Here is an 18,320-nt window from a genome sequence, read left to right as displayed (position 1 = left end):
GTTTGGTATCTAGTAGCGGTGTTGCTGCAGGTGGGAGACTTTGTTGGTGTAGGGCCACCGCGCAGTTCTGCACGCAACACCAACAAAGGCAGCGATTTTCGTTATCTTTTAAGATTGCTCGTTTTTGAATATATTTAGTTTATGAATCGCCCACTTCTGCTATTGTTTCTTTTGAGCTTCACTTATTTTGTGAATGCCCAGCGGCTAACCGTTAATCTTTCGGATCAATACAATATCAATCCGCTTTATAAAAAAGACCTGTTGATCCGGACCCTGGATTCTTTTTTTACTTACGGGTGGGATGAGCAACGATGCGGTAAATACTGGGATAGGGACGATCTGAAACTTTTCGGCTATCCCTTCGATCTTGGAACGTATGGGTACAATGGAAAAGGAGTAAGTTTTCTGACGCCCGTTTTTCTGGGCGCCATCGACGTTATGCCACAGCAGAAATATCTGGTAAAAATGGCCTTTTTGCCAGCAGCGGATTCTTTAAAAGGGAATATGGGCTGGGTCCTCAATCTGATTGCCAACTACCATAAAGGCAATGATGCATTTACATTTGAGCGGTATACCAATTATTTTATCCGTGACTGGTACAAACAGAAAATCGGTAGCATCCTGTTTTATAAAGAAAGTAAGGACGCGTTTGATCTGCAGCAGGCAACAGCCTGTAATCGATACAATGACAGCATTGCGACGTTTTTTAAGGTGCCTCCTAAAAAAATCATTTATTATTCCTGTAAGGATCCGGTACAGATGTTCAACCTGATGGGTTATGATTTCCGGTATGAAATGTTTTTATCCAGGACGGGAGGAATGCGCATTGGCAACGGGCTGTATTCGGCCCGGAATGCGGAATATTATCCGCACGAGATCGCTCATTTTTATATTCCGGAGCTCGAGGGCAGCAGTGCCGCCTGCACCATTGCCTCCGAGGGGATCGCTACGTATTTTGGCGGAAGCGATCCAAAATCCTTTAAAGAAACAGTCCGGTCACTTTACCGGTATCTTTTGAAATATCCCGATATACCTGTAGATGATCTGTTGTTTAAGGATGTGCGTACAGATGATGATGTATCGCGGTTGTATGCAACCGGTGGTATCCTTGCAAAACTGATCTATGAAAAGAACGGGCTGGAGGGATGGAAGCGATTCCTCGCACTGCCCTGCAGCAAAATGAAGGATGGCTTGCCATCGCTGACCGGTATCAATAAAGATCTGAAACAGGTTATCGTGGAGGCGGCAAAGAAATTAAGTGAAGGAGGGACTGATCATACAGGAGGGGCGTTGCATCTTGTTTCGCCTTAATTTTGTATAGGCGTATTTAACAGGCCGTAACGATCATGCTTTCCAAACGTATCCTATACTTCCGGCTGAAGATGCTGTTGACCCTTTCGATGATCTGGATCCTGTTTGGATTTCTCTTTTTGTTCAATATCCTGGAAATAGAAAAGCAATTGCTGAGTAACCGGTCTCCCGCTATTTTCTGTTTTACGTTTGCGGTAATGGGGCTGGTGATCGCTTCGGCGCTGACCTTCTATTTAAAGGCGGCTTTCCGGAAGTATCCGTTATGGCTGGCATTCCTGCTGAAACTGGCCCTGGCTTTTGGATTGTTTGTGCTGGTGGCTTTTTCCATGCTGGCCGCCTATTTTGTTTTCGGTTATCACGGAAGCCTGCCGCAGTTTGCTACCCGGTTTTTCAGGGATGTTTTTTTTACAAAGGGGTTTTTGATCCTGATGGCAGACCTTGGGCTGCTAACCCTCATTTCGCTGGTGTTGCTGGAAGTTACCGATAAATACGGACCCGGTGGGTTCTGGAGTATGATGCGGGGCGAATATCACCGGCCCAGGAAGGAACGCCGGATCTTTATTTTCCTGGATATTAATAATGCTACCACCATTGCAGAGAGGATCGGGCATGAACGGTATTTTTTGCTACTCAAAGATTTTTTTTCGGATATTACCAACCCGGTGCTGGCCAATGGCGGGGAAATTTACCAGTATGTGGGCGATGAGGTGGTTCTTTCATGGAAGGAGTCCCCGGAAAACAAGATCTACGCATTGCGGTTTATCCGGCAGACCTTCTACATTTTAAAACGGAGAGAACGATATTACACCCGGCAATATACAGCGGCACCCACATTTAAAGCGGGGATCCACAGCGGGGAAGTAACGTCAGGGTTGGTGGGCATTGTAAAAAAAGACCTTGTTTACAGCGGCGATACACTCAATACTGCCGCGCGGCTTCGGGGAAAGTGCCATGAGCTGCAGCAATCTTTTATTTTATCAGGGGGTTTTATGAATGATTTTCATCAACCCTTTGCCTATAAGATAACAGGGATCGGTGAAATGGAACTGAAGGGCAGGGCAGAGAAGGAGCGATTGTTCTCACTGGAATTTGAGTAGTCCGGAGCTGTTTTGTTGACCCCGCGTTATTTTTAATTTAATCTTATGAGTGTTATCGTAAAGGAGATCCATAAGGATATTTTTTGGGTGTATACACCATCCTATTATAACTGCACGTATATTTTAAAAAGAGGAGCAGATACGATCCTGATTGACGCAGGGATGCGATCGGATGCCTCTGATATCCGGAGCGCGCTGGAGCAGGTGGGGATTTCTGTACAGTGCATTACAGCAATTGTTTTAACGCATTGGCACAATGATCATTCTGCCGGTACGGCAGCACTAAAGGAACTTTCGGGTTGCCAAACGTTTTGTCATGTAGATGAAGCGGGTTATTTTCAGAAAGAGCCTGGCTCCGGGTTCAGAAGGCTTGCGGATTTCATACCCGAGAGAGGCATCCTGGTTTTATTTAAAGGGCTGATCGGGGATGTGGTGCCAAAACGAGTGAAGATCGATCATTTTGTAGCAGATGGCGACAGGATCCTGGATGACCTGGAGATCATAAAAACACCCGGGCATACAAATGGGCATATTGCGATCTATGACCACAGTTCCGGATTCCTTTTTGCCGGTGATGCGCTGGCGGTTATCCGTCAAAGACTGCGTTTAATGGCGGGGCCTGTTACGCCGGATAAGGAGCGCGCACGGGCATCCATTATTAAGCTATTATCCGGAAGGAGTATTAAGGGCATTTGTCCCGGGCACAGGGAGCCATTGGTTATCAATGTTGCAGATGAAATTGCGCGATTCCGGAAGGAAGTGCTCCACCTGAAACGCTGGCCGCTTTTGGGGTAAACGTTCCCCGGCTGTGCCGCACCGTTATTGGTACTCATCGTATAACAGGCCTCATTCCCCTATTTTTGTAAGAAAGGAATTTTATCTGCAAGCTGTAAAGTACTTTTTCTGCTGTTGGCTTTTTCTGGCGTTGGCGGCCCGGTGTGGAGCACAGGCTGTGGTAGCGATTTCCCCTGCAGATAGTGCTGATAATGCGGCAGCAGCGCCGGCAGGTGCCGGAACCCCGGAGAGCGACAGTCTGGTCCAATACAAGCTGAATGGCACTTTTTTAAAAAGTATCTTTTCAGACGCGCAGTATGTGGTTACCCGGCCGGCTTACTGGCAGGGACGCGATTTCAGAACCCTGGGTATTGTAATGGGAACAACCGGGGCGCTGTTGCTGGCTGATAAAGGGATCAAACGGATTGCTCAGCGAAATCAAAACCCGTTTACCGGCAGGGTGGCCAATATCGTGGAGCCTTTCGGGAACCGCTATTCCCCCTACATCATGGCTGGAATGTATGTAGCCGGGGCTGCCATAAAGAACCCGGGATTAAAGAATACAGCGTTGCTTACTTTTAAGTCCTATGCTATTTCAACTTCCCTGTATTTGCTTACAAAATCGGTGATCCGGCGTAACCGGCCTGCTTATACCGATAATAGCCTGGATTTTTATCCGCCCTTTTCAGGCGATCGCTATCATACCTCATTTCCCTCCGGCCATACCTTAACGGTAATGACATTGGCCACAGCCGTTTCCGAAGCCTATGGCAAACAATACCGGTGGATTCCCTGGGTGGCTTATAGTATTGCCGGGCTTACCGGTGTTTCACGCATCTATCACAACCGGCATTGGTCCAGCGATGTATGGGTTGGTGCCAGTCTGGGGTATTTTGTAACCCGTTCGGTATTTAAAAATAACCGGGTAAAAAAGCGCAGCGCGCTGCAGGTAGTGTGGCGGTAATTTGTCTGATTTCCGGCAAACTTACTACGATAGAGAGGTTCGGTTAATGGTCTAACATCCAACATCAAACTGAAATTGTGAATAGTCAATGGTCAATGGAGCACCATCTGTAAGGCCTGTTCTGACATAAAACTCCGAACGTCCAACGATAAAATAGGGGTAGTTGACAATCCATTGAAGATGAAAACGGATCCAATATTAAGCGTGAAACATGAAACCCGAAACAGAGGCCGGCTAAGGGTTGAATGATGCCGCCAGGTCAAAATCGGCATACTGCCATGCCCTGGCCAGCCGCTGACCCGCGAGCTGTGCATCCTGTGCTTTTCCCTGCTTTTGCAATGCCTGTTGCAATCCCGCCAATGCCCATCCGTTTTCCTTCCAGGTTTCCAGGTCCTCGCGGTATGTAGTTTCTGCCTGGCTGTATTTTCCGGCCTGCAGCAGTGTTGCTCCTAAATGGTGCCGCACAGAAAAAAACCAATCGGGAGGCTCATTATAATTGAGGTCATCTTCGATCGCAACGGCTTTATTAAAGGAAATGATAGCCTTGTTGTAATCCTTTTTATTCCGGTATATTTCTGCAGTGAGTACCTGTGCCGCAATCTGCAGAATGTCGGTAACAGGGTTAATATCCCAGATGGTCATATCTTTCAATGCCGGGTTGGTAATAAGCGTGTTCAGCTGAGTAAGTTCCTGCCCGGCACCTGCGATATTGTTTTTTCCAAGGAGTGCCATGCCCCTGGCATAATGCAGTACGGCGCAGGGGTATACAAGCTCCTTTACCGGTTGCCGGATAGCCAGGATGCTATCCCATAATCCAAATTTGACCGCCACAAAATAAGGGATCGTATAATAGTGCTGCAGCGTGCCCCAGCCGGGCTGTGTCATAATATCCCGGGCTGTTTTTTCCTGTACTTTTTTGGCGGCCATCCAGGCTAGTTTGGAGTTGCCCTCAAAAGTAGCGGTAGCAGCCAGGTAATGATAGTTATGGGGATAATAGGACAGCGGGTAGGCTCCCTGGGCATGGCAGGCGGTTATATATGCACTGTCCATTTTTACAGCATTGAGATTGGCCAGTGAGCCCAGGTGGTAGTTGCCCGTTCGGATGTAGATGTGGGAAGGCATGTGCAGTAAATGGCCGGAGCCGGGTACCAGTTGCATCAGGAGGCCGGCTTGTGCCAATCCTCTTTCGGGTGTTTTTGAAGCTTCCACAGCATGGATGTAAAAATGGGGCGCTCCGGGATGTTTGGGATATTGCTGTATCAGTTTTTCCAGTATGGTTACGATCTCCGGGGTCCAGGGCCGGGGCATTCCTGTTTTTTTATCGTACAGGTCCCATGGGTGCAGGTCCATCAGCGACTCGACGTAAAGCGCGCCAATATCCGGATCGTTGGAGTAGGCGTTATAAACGTTCTTCATGGCCGCGGAAAAGGCACTGTCGAGGTGCCCTCGCTCTTTAGGCGCCTGTTCCGTGTACCGGTGGCTCAGGGCCCGGATGAGGGCCTGCTCTTTTGGTGTACAACCAGGGGCTAGTGAAATTGCTTTTTGAGCTGCCTCGTAGGCCCGCTGATAGTTGTCGTCTTCCATTCCGGCATTATAGTTGGGCCCCAATACATAGGCAAAACCCCAGTAGGCCATAGCACAATTAGAATCAAGTCTTGCTGCCTCAAAAAAAGAACGGGCAGCTTCTGCATGGTTGAACCCGTAAGCCAGCATCATACCCTGGTTGAAGTAGTCCTGGGCCTCTTTGCTGGATGTGGAGATCTTGAACCGGATGCCCTCCAATCCCTTAAACAGGGGCGCTTTGGTGCCTGCCGTATACCATGCCTTATCCGTGGTAGCTGGTGCACACCCGATCCGCTCTTTCTCCGGGGTAACGGTGGTAGTATCCGCTTTTTTCCCGGGTTCTTTGCAACCTGCAATCAACAATAGTAGTATGGCAAATAGAAAAACAGGATAATTCATGCTGATAATTTTGTAGGCTTAAAAAATAATGGCAAGGCACGGGTACAACTGCAAGCTGGTGTACATACTGCTTGCAAGTAAAGTTACAAAACGGGGAAAGATTGCAGGTAGCCAAAAATGGCGAGGGGTTGTTGGGTAACGTAACTCCATAAAAAAACACCCGGAGTTGAGGCTCCGGGTGTTTATATAAAGTCTGAAAGATTATTCAGCCTGTTTTAATTTGGTTTGATCTTCTGTAAGAAAAATATCCTCGTTGCTCCGCTTCATCAGGTACTTCTCCCGGGCCAGTTTTTCGATAATAGCGGGATCTGTTTCCAGGTCGGTCCTGATCTTGCGCAGCTCAATCAGTTCTTTGTTGTAGTGATCCTTGCTTAGCTCCAGGTCGTTAAGCTCCTTGCGGCGCTCTATAATGGAGAACAGGTCATTCTTGTCGAGGAAGAGCATGATCACAAAAAAACCAACCGTAGCCAGAAAAAATTTATTGGTCAGGAACCGGGAAATTTTACCCAGCGCCTTACGGGGCTTTTGCGGGGTAGCTTCCTGCACGGGTTCCTTTTCCGGGACAAAGTCAACAAATTCTTCCATGGAAATGTGGTAATTTGAAAATTTGAAAATATGCTAATGAAAACCAGCAGATAGCTGCACACTGTTTAAGGGTGTGACACAAGGCCGGGGGCCATAAGCATGATCTGACAATTCTATTTCTTACCAAATTTAATACTTCCTCTTGGATAAACCGCGCTTTCGCCCAGTTGTTCTTCGATGCGGATCAGCTGGTTGTATTTTGCGATCCGGTCCGTACGGCTTGCAGAACCGGTTTTGATCTGTCCGCAATTCAGCGCTACCGCCAGGTCGGCGATGGTCGTATCTTCAGTTTCACCGCTTCTGTGGCTCATAATAGTGTTATATCCGTTGTGCTGTGCCAGGGTTACCGCGTTGATGGTTTCGGTAATGGTACCGATCTGGTTTACTTTTACCAGCAGGCCGTTGGCAATGCTTTTGTCGATGCCCTGCTGTAAGCGGGTTACGTTGGTTACAAACAGATCATCGCCTACCAGCTGGCATTTGTCGCCCACCGCTTGTGTAAGGGCTGCCCATCCTTTCCAGTCGTCTTCAGCCATGCCATCTTCAATGCTGGCAATAGGGTATTGCTTTACCCAGCTTTCCCAAAATTTTACGAGCTCATCGCTGCTTACAGCTTTGCCGCTGCTTTTATGGAATACGTATTTTTTCTTTTTGGCATCCCAGAGTTCGCTGTTGGCGGCATCCATGGCAATTACGATCTGTGAGCCGGCTTTGTAACCTGCGGCGTTGATAGCTGCCAGTACGGTTTCGATAGCTTCTTCATTGCTTTGGATATTGGGGGCAAAGCCACCTTCATCACCCACATTGGTGCTGAAGCCTTTTTTCTTCAGAACTGATTTCAGTGCGTGGAAAATCTCCACACCCCAGCGCAGTCCTTCGCTGAAAGTAGAAGCGCCGATGGGCATTACCATAAACTCCTGGAAGTCGATCTTGTTATCCGCATGTGCACCACCATTGAGGATGTTCATCATGGGGATGGGCAGGGTTTTGGCATTGGTGCCACCTACATAACGGTACAGAGGCAGGCCGGCTTCTTCGGCAGCAGCTTTGGCAGCAGCCATACTTACCGCCAGCAGGGCGTTGGCGCCTAGTTTTCCTTTATTGGGCGTACCATCCAGTTCAATCATCAGCTGATCAATACCGGTTTGGTCCGCTACATCATAGCCCAGCAATGTGGGGGCAATGGTATTATTTACGTTTTTAACGGCTTTTAATGTTCCTTTTCCCAGGTATTTTTTCTTGTCGCCATCGCGTAGTTCCACGGCTTCGTGGATGCCGGTGCTGGCTCCGCTTGGAACAGCGGCGCGGCCCAGGGCGCCTTCATCGGTTAGTACATCCACCTCGATAGTCGGATTACCGCGGCTGTCCAAAATTTGTCTTGCAAATACCTCTGAAATGTAACTCATTGGAAAAAATTGAAAAATTTTTTAAAATTTGATTTGTGGGCGCAAGTTAACGAATCGTTTGCGTACAGGAAACACTATGGGGAAAATTTGTTTCAGGGGCCAGGTTCGGGGGCAGATCAGTTCAAGGTTTAAAGTTCAAGGTTCAACGTTAGATCCTGTTTTTATACTTGATGCGCAATGCTGATAACTGGAAGTTGAACGCTGTTTCAAGTTCCATGTTTCATGTTCCTGGTTTCAGGTTGGATTCCGTCCTAATACTCAATACAAAAGGACAAATCTATAATTCCGCAATTTGAAGATTTGGCAATCAATGGATCTGCGAGAATGAAACAGGATCCAAGCTGGAACTTTAAACCTTGAACCTGGAACAAATGCTGTCCGCAACCCGCTCGCCGTCCATTGCGGCGCTTACAATGCCACCTGCATAGCCGGCCCCCTCACCGCAGGGATAAAGATTGTTAAGCTGGGGATGCTCCAGGGTTTCCTTGTTTCGGGGGATCCGTACCGGTGAGGAAGTGCGGGACTCCGTGGCTACAATTACCGCGTCATTGGAGTAGTAGCCCTTTATTTTATTACCAAAATGTTGAAAACCCTTTTGCAGGGCGGTGGTTGCAAATGGCGGCAATACCTCCCATAGGGGCGCAGAATGAATTCCGGGCAAATAGGAACAATCCGGAAGCGAGCGGGACTGCCTGCCCTCGCAAAAGTCCACCATCCGCTGGGCAGGTGCCACCAGCTTGCCGCCGCCGGCATTAAAGGCAAGCTGCTCTACCCATTGCTGAAAATAAAGAAGGAACAGGGGGCTGTTGAGGGTTGCGCCATATTCTTTTTTAAATGCGGGAACTGCATGCACATCTTTTTCGGCTACCTGTACCACAATGCCGGAGTTGGCATAGGGATTATTGCGTTTGGAGGGCGACCATCCGTTAACTACAATCTCCCCCTGGCCGGTTGCTGCCGGGGCAATGATGCCGCCGGGGCACATACAGAAGGAGAACACGCCGCGATCGCCCACCTGCTGTACCAGGCTATAGGAAGCGGGGGGAAGCCATTCACCGCGGGATGCGCATTTGTACTGCGCCTGATCGATCAGGGTTTGCGGATGCTCGGCCCGTACTCCCAGGGCAAAGGGTTTGGCCTCAATCAGCAACCCTTCATTGTGCAGCAGGTGAAAAATATCGCGGGCCGAATGGCCTGTTGCCAGTATAACGGCAGCGGCTGTAAAAGCATCACCATCGGCGGTGGTTACACCTTTAAGCCCGTTTTTATCAGTGATAAATCCGGTTACTTTTTTATTAAAATGAACGGCGCCCCCGCTTGCAAGGATCTGCTCGCGCATGGCGGTAATGATCTGCGGCAGTTTATTGGTGCCAATATGCGGATGCGCCTGGTATAATATTTTTTCCTCGGCACCAAAGCGTACAAAAGTGTTTAGTATTTTGTTGATATCACCCCGTTTATTGCTGCGCGTATACAGTTTTCCGTCACTGTAAGTACCCGCTCCGCCTTCCCCGAAACAATAATTACTTTCCGGGTTCATAACGCCCTGTTTATTGATGGCTGCCAGGTCGCGCCTGCGGGTGCGTACATCTTTGCCACGCTCCAGCAGGATGGGGCGGACGCCTTTTTCGATGAGCTGCAAGGCGGCAAAAAGCCCGGCGGGGCCAGCTCCTACAATGATCACTTTTTTAGCGGCGGTGTGCACGTCTTTATAAGCCGGTAGGATCCGTTTGCGCTCCTTTGCCGGCTCGTTTACATAAACCAGTAATTGTAATTGGATCATGGGCTGGCGCCCCCGGGCATCAATAGAACTTTTTAAAATGGTATAACCCGAAATGGAACCGGGGTTTGTACCCAGGGCCCGGGCGATATGGGGTTGAAGCCGTTCTGCGTCCCCGGCCTCTTCGGGCTGAACGCGAAGGGTGATGGTCTGCTGCATAATGTCCGATTTTTATCCGGAAAATTTTTACAAAGAAATGAAATTTTTACGGCAGATGCCGGAACTTTATGCCTATGAAAAAGCAGGTTGCTGTTTCTTTAACCGCGCGGTTGCTGAAGTTTGCGGAAAATGGGGATAAAACCGGCTGGACCTATATTGAGGTGCCGGCCGATCTTGCGCAGGAATTGTTGCCGGGCAATAAAAAAACCTTTCATGTAAAGGGTGCTATCGACGATCATAAGATCGCCGGAGCTTCGCTGCTGCCCGTGGGGAACGGTATGTTTATCCTGCCGGTAAATGCTGCCATGCGAAAGGGTATTCGTAAAAAAGAAGGAGCAATGGTTGAACTGCAGTTACAATTGGACACCCAAAGATATGAGCTTAATAAAGACCTGCTGGACTGTTTGGCCGAAGAGCCGGAGGCGCTTGCTTATCTCCGGTCCCTGCCGCCATCGCGCCAGAATTATTTCAGCAAATGGGTGGATGCCGCAAAAACGGATGCCACAAAAGCAACCCGCATAGCAAGATGTATTTATAGCTTACAGCGTAAATGGGATTATGGGCTGATGATGCGGTATTTTAAGGAGCAATGATCATATTGGCTTTTATTTCCTGCAGAATCTTAACCGTAAGGCCCGCTAAGGTTTCGCCAGGTTCGCTAAGTCATTTGACAGAAGTATCCTCCTGATCAAAATATTATCGTTTTATCTTTCTTGATCCAATACAAACATCGCCTTCCGGAATACCATCCGTCCATCCGCTCAAAAATCTGATCCGTTCCCTGGCTGCATCTGCCAGCATATCGCACTTGCAGGCAGTTGCTGCGCCGCCGTATGCCGTCCGTTCTTTACTGATGAAGATGGTATTTAAATCGGCCGCCCGCATTTCGAGCCATAGGTGCTGCGACTTTGTTATTTGCTGCACAAAGTCCGGATCTCCGCTATACTCTTTTATGATCTGGTTAAATAGCGCTTCCACCATGCTATCCGCTTTTTTTATTCTTTATTTTAACGCAAAGTGCGCGATGGATCCGCAACGATCGCAATGGTGAGTCCTGCTGTTGAATTTCCTTGCGAACTGAGCGAAACCCTTGCGTTCCCAGCGGTTGAAATCATAATGAGAATTTGGAATGTGCTTGTATAAATTTGACAACCGGCCCCGATAATTCTCTTTTGTCAGAACACCTGCTTTACCGACATTTGTACCAACTAAGCCAAACAACATGAATATTGATTTGCAAAAAATCAACAACCCTTTTTTTATTGGTATTGCCGGTGCCGGCATGAGTGCCATTGCGCAGTATTTACAGGGTACCGGGAAAAATGTTTCCGGAAGTGACCGTTTTTTTAATGAGGGAAAGGCCGGCGACATTAAAGAAAAACTGGAAGCGGAGGGGATCCGGTGTTTTTTACAAAACGGGGAGGGGATCACACCGGGAACAGACCTGGTAGTGGCATCCACGGCCATTGAGGAAACTGTTGGTGAAATAAAGCGGGCAAGGGAGCTGAATATCCCGGTTATCCGCCGCTCTGAATTGCTGGCCCTCATAGCCGCCAGCAAAAAAACCATCGCCATTGGCGGTACCAGTGGTAAAAGTACCACTACCGGTATGTTGTTCGACATCCTGCAGCAGGCGGGTATGCATCCTTCCGTGATCAGCGGGGCAGGCCTGGTAAGCCTCATCAAAAAAGGAAAGATCGGCAATGCTTTTGTTGGCTCCGGTGAATGGCTGGTGATTGAAGCGGATGAAAGCGATGGTTCTATTGTGCAATACAGGCCCGAAATCGGTGTGCTGCTGAATATTGAAAAGGATCATAAAGAGCTGGATGAACTGATGCGGGTATTTGAAACTTTCCGGAACAACAGCAGGCTGTTTTGTGTGAACCGTTCCAACACACATTCGGCCGGATTATCCGTTAACCCGGCGTATGATTTTTGTGTGGACGGAGCCTGTGCGGGTGCGGGGTTCCAGGCTACGGAATTTGTGCAGAACGGGTTCCACATTGCATTTAAAATAAATGGTCAGCCCTTTGGGATCCGGATACTGGGGCAACATAATATGGAGAATGCCGTGGCTGCTGCAGCTGCTGCAGCCGTTGCAGGTGCTTCGCTGGAAGATGCTGCTGTTGCTTTAGCAAATTATGAAGGCATTTACCGCAGGAGCCAGGTGCTGGGAGAAAAGAACGGAGTTTGGGTAGTGGACGATTTTGCTCACAACCCTGTGAAATGCGCAGCCGCCATCCGTTCCTGTCAGCCAGTGTCTGAAAAAGTGATCGCCTGGTTTCAGCCGCACGGGTATACACCTACCAAGTTTTTGCGTAAAGAATTTGTAGAAGAGATTGGCAAGGCCTTAAGACTGCAGGATGAGATCTGGATGAGCGAGATATTTTATGCAGGAGGAACCACTACAAAAGATATCTCGGCCGGCGACCTCGTCAATGATCTGAGGGCCCTGGGTAAGAATGCCTATTTTGTGGAAGACAGGGGGCAATTACTTAAAGAGGTGAAAGCCCATCTGCAAGCCGGTGTTACCCTGCTGTTGATGGGTGCGCGGGATCCCTCGCTGGAGCAGTTTGCCCGGGAGATCTATCGCGCGCTTTAGATGGCTGCCCCTGCTGTAGCTGTAAGAACCTGGCTGTAATTCTTTGGTTGAAAAAGATAAAAGCACATAACCATCAGCAGGCTATAGTTGGTGGCATCATTGGGGTTGTCGCCTTCAACTGAGCAAACAGCCACCGGATTTTGACCAGCCTCATCAATAATTTCAATAAGGTTGTTATTGTCGTTTTTGAAATTCAGGTAAAAGCGTTTGTCGTCCACCTCAATGTATTGCTGGCGCCCTTCACGGGTAATTTTTCCGAGTTCCGCACCATACTCATTTTCTAATACCTGTTTGTTTTTAAAAAGGCCTTTCTTTTTATAATGAAACAGCCGCTTTTCCCCGTCTTTTGATTCCAGATAAACCGAATCGGACTTCGGTTTGTATGCGAGGGTTAGCATTTTTTGACCATTGTACCACAATCCAAACGCGGTGTTGCCAATGCTGGATGTAATAGTCTTCCATTGCATAACAAAAAATTTATTTTGCAAAGGTACACGCACCGGCGGGGATCCGGTATCGTTCATAAAGAATTAATGTAAACTTAATATAAACTTAATCCAGGGGTTGTTTTTTGCACAATTGATGCACAATGTAAATAGAAATCTTCTAATTTGTTGATTTTCATATTTTTAGTTGGATGGGCTGGGTTTTCACGGGGTGAAGTTTTTTTGAGAAGCTGTTAAGGAGCCATCCTGCCGTGAAGCAGCAGGAATACCAATACCATCAGCAGCAGGAGTATAAGTACGGAAAAATAGAGCCACCACTGGGGCTTTAAATGATGTTTGCTGCGCTCCTTTCTTTTCTTTTCGGTGCGTTTTTTCAGATCCCGGTTCAGGGCTTCTGCAATCAGCATCAGACGGTCCGGATGCTCCATATCCTGTAAGCCTTCCAGTGCATCATTATAAAAAGGATCTTCCAATAATTTACGTTCTACTTCATGCGCGGTATCTTTATCCAGTTGCTGCCGGAGATACCGAAGCAGGGTTTCCTGGCTTACCTCTTTATTTAAATGGGATAATATGTCTTTTAAATCTTCAGCCATTCTCGTTTTTTGCTTTTTTAAGCATTTTCTGAATCAGCAATTTGAGATTTCTTTTCCCGTTCTGGATATAGCTTTTTACCTGCAACAGGCTATAGCCTTCTGATGCGCTGATTTCCTGGTAACTTTTTTTCTGCAGATAAAACAAAATTACAGATTGCCGTTGCTCCGCGCTCAATGCATCCAGCGCATCTTTTAAAAGTTCGGGGCTTACCGCTTCCTCCTCCGGTTCCGCTTCTTCCTGTACGGCAGCAATGGGACTGTGATCTGTTAACTCCACCGGTATTGCCCGCTTTTTATCGCGCAGCACCGTAAGACAATGATTTTTTGCTACTGTGTACAACCAGGATTTAAAATAATCGATCCGGTACTTGTGTACTTCCTGGATTACTTTCAGGAACACCTGCTGAACGGCATCCTGCGCCTGTGTTTCATCTTTCAGGTACTTCATACACACCCCAAAAAGCAGGAGCGTATAGCGTTCCAGAAGAATGCCCAGCCATAAACGATCCTGTTCCTGCAGGTAGCGCCGGAGTAATTCCTGGTCATCGATATGGTCATGACGGCCGTTGTTCACACAAATAAAGATATTTAAAACTATAGATCCGTTTGAACTTTCTTAAAAAGTTTGAAAACGTTTTGATTTAAGACGCAAAACACTAAGGATTCCATAGCCCCTGCAGGGAATATAAAAATGTTGAGTCGTTGTTAGAGAACGGGTCCCCGGCCTTAGGAAATGATATCTTTGACTTCTGCATTTAATATTTTACATTTCTCATTTTTCATTCCCCGCAGGGGTATTATCTTTATTCTTTTTTAAAGTATGGCTATGAAGCAGGGAATGGCGGTGATGCCGGCGGTACCGGTTCGAAAAAAACCGCATCATAAATATGAAATGGTTAACCAGCTGTTGTTTGGAGAAAAAGTGACCATCCTTTCGGTTAAAAAAAAGGGCTGGTATAAAGTAAAAAGTCTGTACGATGGTTACAAGGGATGGGTTACCCGGCACATGATCCTGGAAGAGGGTAAAGAAACTCCAAAAAATGCCCGTCCGGAGCTGGCAGGGGCATTATTAAATACCCTGCTGGTAGATGGCCTGCCCATGCATATACCTATGGGCTCTTTTATTTGGCCGGCAGAAAATGGTGTAATGGTGACGGGAGGCCGGGAGTACCACTATACCGGTACCCTGGCGGAAGACATTGGGGAACCGGCGGCAATCCGGGCGGCCATTGAACAATATGCCCGGCAATGGCTCAATGCGCCTTATTTGTGGGGTGGCAAAACCATACTGGGCGTTGATTGCAGTGGTTTTGCACAAACCATATTTAAAATGGCGGGGATTCCGCTGCTGCGGGATGCCTGGCAGCAGGCCCAGCATGGAGCGGTGATCAAAAACCTGCAGGATGCCCAACCCGGCGACCTTGCTTTTTTTGATGATCAGGAGGAGATCGTGCATGTAGGAATCCTGCTTGGACCCGATCAGATTATTCATGCTTCGGGCTGTGTGCGTATAGATACCATCGATAAAAAGGGAATCGTTAATGGCGATACGGGCAAGCGTACACACCGGCTCAAGCTCATTAAACGGATGCCGCAGCTCACGGCTACCGGAGCACGCGATTGAGGTAATAGTATTCTGTTAGCAGTCCGCTTGGAATGGCCCGGTTATTGGCATATTTCATGCGAAGGGCAACCAGCAGCCCCAGCTTGCCATCTTCCCGTATAAACCATACCACGGAAATGGGGGCGCTCAGGCGCTCGTGTCTTGCATGATTGGTAATGGCCCCTTCCCGGATGCCGTTGATTCCGGTTAGCGGGACTTCGCTTTGTACGGCGAGCCCTCTTTTTATTTTGTTATTGATGCGTTTATATTCTTTTTTGAGCGCTTTTACTGTTTGTGCAGTGCTGTCGAAAAAGCCGGTTATCTGGTAGAGTATGATGGTGTCTGCTACCTGCCGCCGGGCGCCATATACCCGCTGCTTTTCGCCAAGTGCCATCTCCACTTTGTTGGCCCGGATACTGAAAGGGTTAAAAGACCGGTATTCGCCTTCTATGGTAAACAGGCTGGTGTCGGTTTTGTCGGCACTTCGGGTAATGATTAACCCGGGGTCGGTTTTAACAGCGTTTATAAAGGCTGAGAATTGCCCGGCAAAGGGGTTTACCCGGAAGTAATCCTTCACCACCGTATAAAAATCTTCCTGGGCGGCAGCGCGATTTGCCGGCCCTGAAAGAAATAGAAATATGAGCAGGTATCTCATGCCTAAACAGCAGCTTTTAAGCCATGTCTTTAAATTTCTTTTTGTAATAGTCGATAGCTTCGGATATAATGGATAAAGCGGTTTCCTTATCCTGGAAGGTATCGATCTCTACTTTTTTGCTTTCGAGCACTTTGTATTGTTCAAAGAAATTGCGCATTTCCAACAAAAAATGGTGGGGCAGTTCATCGATGTTTTCGTAATGGTTCACCGATGGGTCATCGATGGCTACGGCAATGATTTTATCATCCCGCTCGCCGCTGTCGATCATTTGCATATTGCCGATAACCTTGGCTCTTACCAGGCATAGGGAACGGATGGGCTGGGAACAAAGCACCAGTATATCCAGGGGGTCATGATCCTGCCCCAGCGTTTTTGGAATAAATCCGTAGTTAACGGGGTAGTGAAAGGAGGAATAGATGACCCGGTCCAGCTTTAATAGCCCGGTTTCCTTGTCGATTTCATATTTGGCGCGCGATCCTTCGGGTATTTCAATAATTGTATTTACAATTTCGGGGGCTCCTGCTCCATAACTAACGCCGTGCCATGGGTGTGTAATTGTTGCCATCGTATTCATTAATTTTTTAAAAGTAATAGGTTTCTCTATCGGGCTCCTTATCAGCAGCGTTTTATTTATGGGTGTCAAACAGGTATTTGAAATCTACCAGCCAGGCTCCGTCCTTTTTTACCACTTTAAGTGTATCGCGGTTGTTTTTATAATAAGAGTTGGAATAGGCAATGATGCTTACCGAGTCATTGAGCAGCTTGCGTTCGTGGATGTTGATAGAGGCATCCCAGAGCCCCTGTTTTTCGTCAGGACTGCGTGGCATACGGGCCACAGCATCCAGGCGCTCGTCATTGGCTGAATCATGGAGCATATAGTTTGCCGCACTTTTAAAGTTACCCCTGAGGGCGGCTTGTATAAAATTTCTTGCAGCATCGATATCCGAATCGCCGGGTTCATCTTTGTCTGCCTTATCAGGCAAACAGGCCGGCAATAAAAAAAGCAGGAACAAAAAGTAATAACCAGATCTTTTCATTCCTGCAATATAAACAACTTATCGCTTATTTTGCCTTTTCGAGGCTTTTTCGCAGTTCCTCTACTTTTTGGGGATCAATCTGTTTCAGGAGGCTGTCTGCCGTTTTTTGTGCTTGTTCAGAATTCATCATTTCCTGTAACTCTTTCAGTTTTTTTGGGTCCGCGTTTTTGAGCATGCTGTCCGTCATTTGCTGTGCCCGCTCTATTTGCTCGGGCGAAACATCCGGGTGCTCCATTCCTTCATTTTCCTTCATTTTGTCGGCCCCCATTTTCATCAGGGACGCCATTGAAAAATCTACCTTCCATTGGCCGTTTTCTTTAACAAGGGCAATTTCTGAAGGTTCCTGTTTATTGCTTTTGCTGCTAACTTTGATATAGGCGGTGTCGCCCGAGATGCGGGGTACGCCAAATTCAACGTCCCGGAATTCTTTGGTGGGGTCATTTTTTAGGGCAGAAGTGTCCATTTTCTGGGCCATATCCATCCCTTTTTTGATCATATCCAGCGTGGATTTACTGTCTTTTGTGGCCAGTTTGGCGGCGCCATCGATGTCTTTTTTTGCCAGCTTTTCAAAAAAACTAATAAGCACCGCTTTGGGATCGTTACCCGATTGGCAGCTCATAATGCCTGCCACCAGCAGGAGGACAAATGGCAGCAATTGAATTGTTTTTTTTATCATGTAAAATGGTTTTAGAATGCAAATGTAGGCACAATAAGCGAGGGGTTTCACCGGGTAGCCGGAATCAGGTACTCAATCTTTTTTACAAGCGTTGTATAAGGGGTCAGAAAAAGATCGTCAATAGACACGTAAACGGGGCCCGGATGTTGCCCGATGGTGGGGGAGAGGCGGCCATTCATACTTTTATCCATGCTTTTAAATACAAACTCTGAGCAGTACATACGGTCGTCTGTTTCAAAATTGAAAAAGAGATCAAAAGGGAGCTTGTTTTTGTAGGATTCCTGCACAATGGTCATTAACCGGGCCTGCTCTTTGCTGGTGAGCCGGTAGCGGTAAACGGCGATACGGTCATTTTCTGCAGGATCTGAAAACCGGTCGAGGAGCTCTTTTTTTAAGAATTGTGAGGGATTATAGCTGCCGCCAATGGCATGGTAAACCCATATAGTATCTGCTTCCACGGCGATAATGCCGCAGTGTGAGAACGACGTGTCTTTGCGGTTAAACCTCCGTGTGGCCTGGCTGGTGGCATCGGTGCCATTCCGGAGAATAATGTCGCCGGATCTTAAAAGTGGTTTCAGGCTGTCCAATTGCAAAGATACAGCAGGGTTTGCAGGTTTGACGGGCTGACAACCGGCAATGAACAATAAAAGAAAAAGGCGGCCCCAGG

Annotated in this window: 20 protein-coding genes; 7 read left to right on the top strand and 13 right to left on the bottom strand. The window is 47.7% G+C overall.

Annotated elements, in window-relative coordinates; genetic code table 11:
• Positions 1–141 precede the first annotated feature (141 nt).
• The 4 genes from GGU45_RS04450 (at position 142) to GGU45_RS04435 (ending at position 4,146) form a co-directional block, all read left to right on the top strand.
• Positions 142–1,311 (top strand): hypothetical protein, encoded by a 1,170-nt coding sequence (locus tag GGU45_RS04450; protein WP_435222393.1) that lies wholly within the window; start codon positions 142–144, stop codon positions 1,309–1,311.
• A gap of 35 nt (positions 1,312–1,346) precedes the next feature.
• Positions 1,347–2,408, top strand: a complete 1,062-nt coding sequence (locus tag GGU45_RS04445; protein ID WP_435222391.1) for an adenylate/guanylate cyclase domain-containing protein — start codon at positions 1,347–1,349, stop codon at positions 2,406–2,408.
• A 45-nt stretch (positions 2,409–2,453) separates the two neighbouring features.
• Positions 2,454–3,203 carry an MBL fold metallo-hydrolase gene (locus GGU45_RS04440; RefSeq protein WP_435222389.1) on the top strand — a complete coding sequence of 250 codons (750 nt, stop codon included), beginning with the start codon at positions 2,454–2,456 and terminating at the stop codon, positions 3,201–3,203.
• A gap of 157 nt (positions 3,204–3,360) precedes the next feature.
• Positions 3,361–4,146 carry a phosphatase PAP2 family protein gene (locus GGU45_RS04435; RefSeq protein WP_435222388.1) on the top strand — a complete coding sequence of 262 codons (786 nt, stop codon included), beginning with the start codon at positions 3,361–3,363 and terminating at the stop codon, positions 4,144–4,146.
• 234 nt (positions 4,147–4,380) lie between these two features.
• On the opposite strand, the gene GGU45_RS04430 is transcribed toward GGU45_RS04435, so the two are convergent.
• The 4 genes from GGU45_RS04430 to GGU45_RS04415 all read right to left on the bottom strand — a co-directional run bounded on the left by GGU45_RS04430 (position 4,381) and on the right by GGU45_RS04415 (position 10,038).
• The gene (locus GGU45_RS04430) at positions 4,381–6,108 is read right to left on the bottom strand and encodes a tetratricopeptide repeat protein (RefSeq protein WP_435222386.1); all 1,728 of its coding nucleotides are present in this window, start codon (positions 6,106–6,108) and stop codon (positions 4,381–4,383) included.
• A 201-nt stretch (positions 6,109–6,309) separates the two neighbouring features.
• Positions 6,310–6,693, bottom strand: coding sequence for an FtsB family cell division protein (locus GGU45_RS04425; RefSeq protein ID WP_435222385.1), 384 nt, complete (start codon positions 6,691–6,693; stop codon positions 6,310–6,312).
• Between the two features lie 113 nt (positions 6,694–6,806).
• Positions 6,807–8,099 (bottom strand): phosphopyruvate hydratase, encoded by a 1,293-nt coding sequence (gene eno, locus GGU45_RS04420; protein ID WP_435222384.1) that lies wholly within the window; start codon positions 8,097–8,099, stop codon positions 6,807–6,809.
• Positions 8,100–8,448: 349 nt separating this feature from the next.
• A complete protein-coding gene (locus GGU45_RS04415) occupies positions 8,449–10,038 on the bottom strand; it encodes an NAD(P)/FAD-dependent oxidoreductase (RefSeq protein ID WP_435222382.1) in 1,590 nt (529 codons plus the stop codon).
• Between the two features lie 74 nt (positions 10,039–10,112).
• Here GGU45_RS04415 and GGU45_RS04410 point away from each other — a divergent pair, with 74 nt between their 5' ends.
• Complete coding sequence (locus tag GGU45_RS04410; protein ID WP_435222380.1) at positions 10,113–10,631, top strand: DUF1905 domain-containing protein; 519 nt, start codon at positions 10,113–10,115, stop codon at positions 10,629–10,631.
• A gap of 103 nt (positions 10,632–10,734) precedes the next feature.
• Here GGU45_RS04410 and GGU45_RS04405 read toward each other — a convergent pair whose 3' ends face one another.
• On the bottom strand, positions 10,735–11,037 hold the full coding sequence (locus GGU45_RS04405) for a lysozyme inhibitor LprI family protein (protein WP_435223120.1): 303 nt from the start codon (positions 11,035–11,037) through the stop codon (positions 10,735–10,737).
• Positions 11,038–11,260: 223 nt separating this feature from the next.
• On the opposite strand from GGU45_RS04405, the gene GGU45_RS04400 reads away from it, so the two are divergent.
• Complete coding sequence (locus GGU45_RS04400; RefSeq protein WP_435222379.1) at positions 11,261–12,640, top strand: UDP-N-acetylmuramate--L-alanine ligase; 1,380 nt, start codon at positions 11,261–11,263, stop codon at positions 12,638–12,640.
• Here GGU45_RS04400 and GGU45_RS04395 read toward each other — a convergent pair.
• The 3 genes from GGU45_RS04395 to GGU45_RS04385 form a co-directional block, all read right to left on the bottom strand.
• Positions 12,637–13,107 carry a hypothetical protein gene (locus GGU45_RS04395; protein WP_435222377.1) on the bottom strand — a complete coding sequence of 157 codons (471 nt, stop codon included), beginning with the start codon at positions 13,105–13,107 and terminating at the stop codon, positions 12,637–12,639. The two genes, GGU45_RS04400 and GGU45_RS04395, sit on opposite strands and share 4 nt — an antisense overlap.
• Positions 13,108–13,319: 212 nt before the next feature.
• On the bottom strand, positions 13,320–13,682 hold the full coding sequence (locus GGU45_RS04390) for a hypothetical protein (RefSeq protein WP_435222375.1): 363 nt from the start codon (positions 13,680–13,682) through the stop codon (positions 13,320–13,322).
• Complete coding sequence (locus GGU45_RS04385) at positions 13,675–14,256, bottom strand: RNA polymerase sigma factor (protein WP_435222373.1); 582 nt, start codon at positions 14,254–14,256, stop codon at positions 13,675–13,677. The genes GGU45_RS04390 and GGU45_RS04385 overlap by 8 nt, the downstream gene beginning before the upstream one ends.
• Positions 14,257–14,508: 252 nt before the next feature.
• On the opposite strand from GGU45_RS04385, the gene GGU45_RS04380 reads away from it, so the two are divergent.
• Positions 14,509–15,306 carry a C40 family peptidase gene (locus GGU45_RS04380; RefSeq protein WP_435222371.1) on the top strand — a complete coding sequence of 266 codons (798 nt, stop codon included), beginning with the start codon at positions 14,509–14,511 and terminating at the stop codon, positions 15,304–15,306.
• Here GGU45_RS04380 and GGU45_RS04375 read toward each other — a convergent pair.
• From GGU45_RS04375 to GGU45_RS04355, 5 genes are all read right to left on the bottom strand, one after another.
• Positions 15,287–15,940: a hypothetical protein gene (locus tag GGU45_RS04375; RefSeq protein ID WP_435222370.1), complete on the bottom strand. Its 654-nt coding sequence runs from the start codon at positions 15,938–15,940 to the stop codon at positions 15,287–15,289. The two genes, GGU45_RS04380 and GGU45_RS04375, sit on opposite strands and share 20 nt — an antisense overlap.
• A 16-nt stretch (positions 15,941–15,956) precedes the next feature.
• Positions 15,957–16,505 carry an inorganic diphosphatase gene (locus GGU45_RS04370; protein WP_435222369.1) on the bottom strand — a complete coding sequence of 183 codons (549 nt, stop codon included), beginning with the start codon at positions 16,503–16,505 and terminating at the stop codon, positions 15,957–15,959.
• A gap of 61 nt (positions 16,506–16,566) precedes the next feature.
• Positions 16,567–16,977 carry a hypothetical protein gene (locus GGU45_RS04365; RefSeq protein ID WP_435222367.1) on the bottom strand — a complete coding sequence of 137 codons (411 nt, stop codon included), beginning with the start codon at positions 16,975–16,977 and terminating at the stop codon, positions 16,567–16,569.
• Between the two features lie 25 nt (positions 16,978–17,002).
• A complete protein-coding gene (locus GGU45_RS04360; protein WP_435222365.1) occupies positions 17,003–17,653 on the bottom strand; it encodes a DUF4878 domain-containing protein in 651 nt (216 codons plus the stop codon).
• 47 nt (positions 17,654–17,700) lie between these two features.
• A complete protein-coding gene (locus tag GGU45_RS04355) occupies positions 17,701–18,246 on the bottom strand; it encodes a YiiX/YebB-like N1pC/P60 family cysteine hydrolase (protein WP_435222364.1) in 546 nt (181 codons plus the stop codon).
• Positions 18,247–18,320 lie beyond the last annotated feature (74 nt).

The sequence above is a fragment of the Niabella hirudinis genome (assembly GCF_051201075.1).
Classification (GTDB): domain Bacteria; phylum Bacteroidota; class Bacteroidia; order Chitinophagales; family Chitinophagaceae; genus Niabella; species Niabella hirudinis.
Note: the sequence above shows the minus strand (reverse complement) of the source record. Positions and strands in the feature narration are given on the sequence as shown.

Coding starts and splice junctions, on each gene's coding strand:
- GGU45_RS04430 (WP_435222386.1), bottom strand. CDS start 6,108: ATGAATTATCCTGTTTTTCTATTTGCCATACTACTATTGTTGATTGCA.
- GGU45_RS04360 (WP_435222365.1), bottom strand. CDS start 17,653: ATGATAAAAAAAACAATTCAATTGCTGCCATTTGTCCTCCTGCTGGTG.
- eno (WP_435222384.1), bottom strand. CDS start 8,099: ATGAGTTACATTTCAGAGGTATTTGCAAGACAAATTTTGGACAGCCGC.
- GGU45_RS04410 (WP_435222380.1), top strand. CDS start 10,113: ATGAAAAAGCAGGTTGCTGTTTCTTTAACCGCGCGGTTGCTGAAGTTT.
- GGU45_RS04415 (WP_435222382.1), bottom strand. CDS start 10,038: ATGCAGCAGACCATCACCCTTCGCGTTCAGCCCGAAGAGGCCGGGGAC.
- GGU45_RS04450 (WP_435222393.1), top strand. CDS start 142: ATGAATCGCCCACTTCTGCTATTGTTTCTTTTGAGCTTCACTTATTTT.
- GGU45_RS04370 (WP_435222369.1), bottom strand. CDS start 16,505: ATGGCAACAATTACACACCCATGGCACGGCGTTAGTTATGGAGCAGGA.
- GGU45_RS04365 (WP_435222367.1), bottom strand. CDS start 16,977: ATGAAAAGATCTGGTTATTACTTTTTGTTCCTGCTTTTTTTATTGCCG.
- GGU45_RS04375 (WP_435222370.1), bottom strand. CDS start 15,940: ATGAGATACCTGCTCATATTTCTATTTCTTTCAGGGCCGGCAAATCGC.
- GGU45_RS04440 (WP_435222389.1), top strand. CDS start 2,454: ATGAGTGTTATCGTAAAGGAGATCCATAAGGATATTTTTTGGGTGTAT.
- GGU45_RS04380 (WP_435222371.1), top strand. CDS start 14,509: ATGAAGCAGGGAATGGCGGTGATGCCGGCGGTACCGGTTCGAAAAAAA.
- GGU45_RS04395 (WP_435222377.1), bottom strand. CDS start 13,107: ATGCAATGGAAGACTATTACATCCAGCATTGGCAACACCGCGTTTGGA.
- GGU45_RS04445 (WP_435222391.1), top strand. CDS start 1,347: ATGCTTTCCAAACGTATCCTATACTTCCGGCTGAAGATGCTGTTGACC.
- GGU45_RS04390 (WP_435222375.1), bottom strand. CDS start 13,682: ATGGCTGAAGATTTAAAAGACATATTATCCCATTTAAATAAAGAGGTA.
- GGU45_RS04400 (WP_435222379.1), top strand. CDS start 11,261: ATGAATATTGATTTGCAAAAAATCAACAACCCTTTTTTTATTGGTATT.
- GGU45_RS04425 (WP_435222385.1), bottom strand. CDS start 6,693: ATGGAAGAATTTGTTGACTTTGTCCCGGAAAAGGAACCCGTGCAGGAA.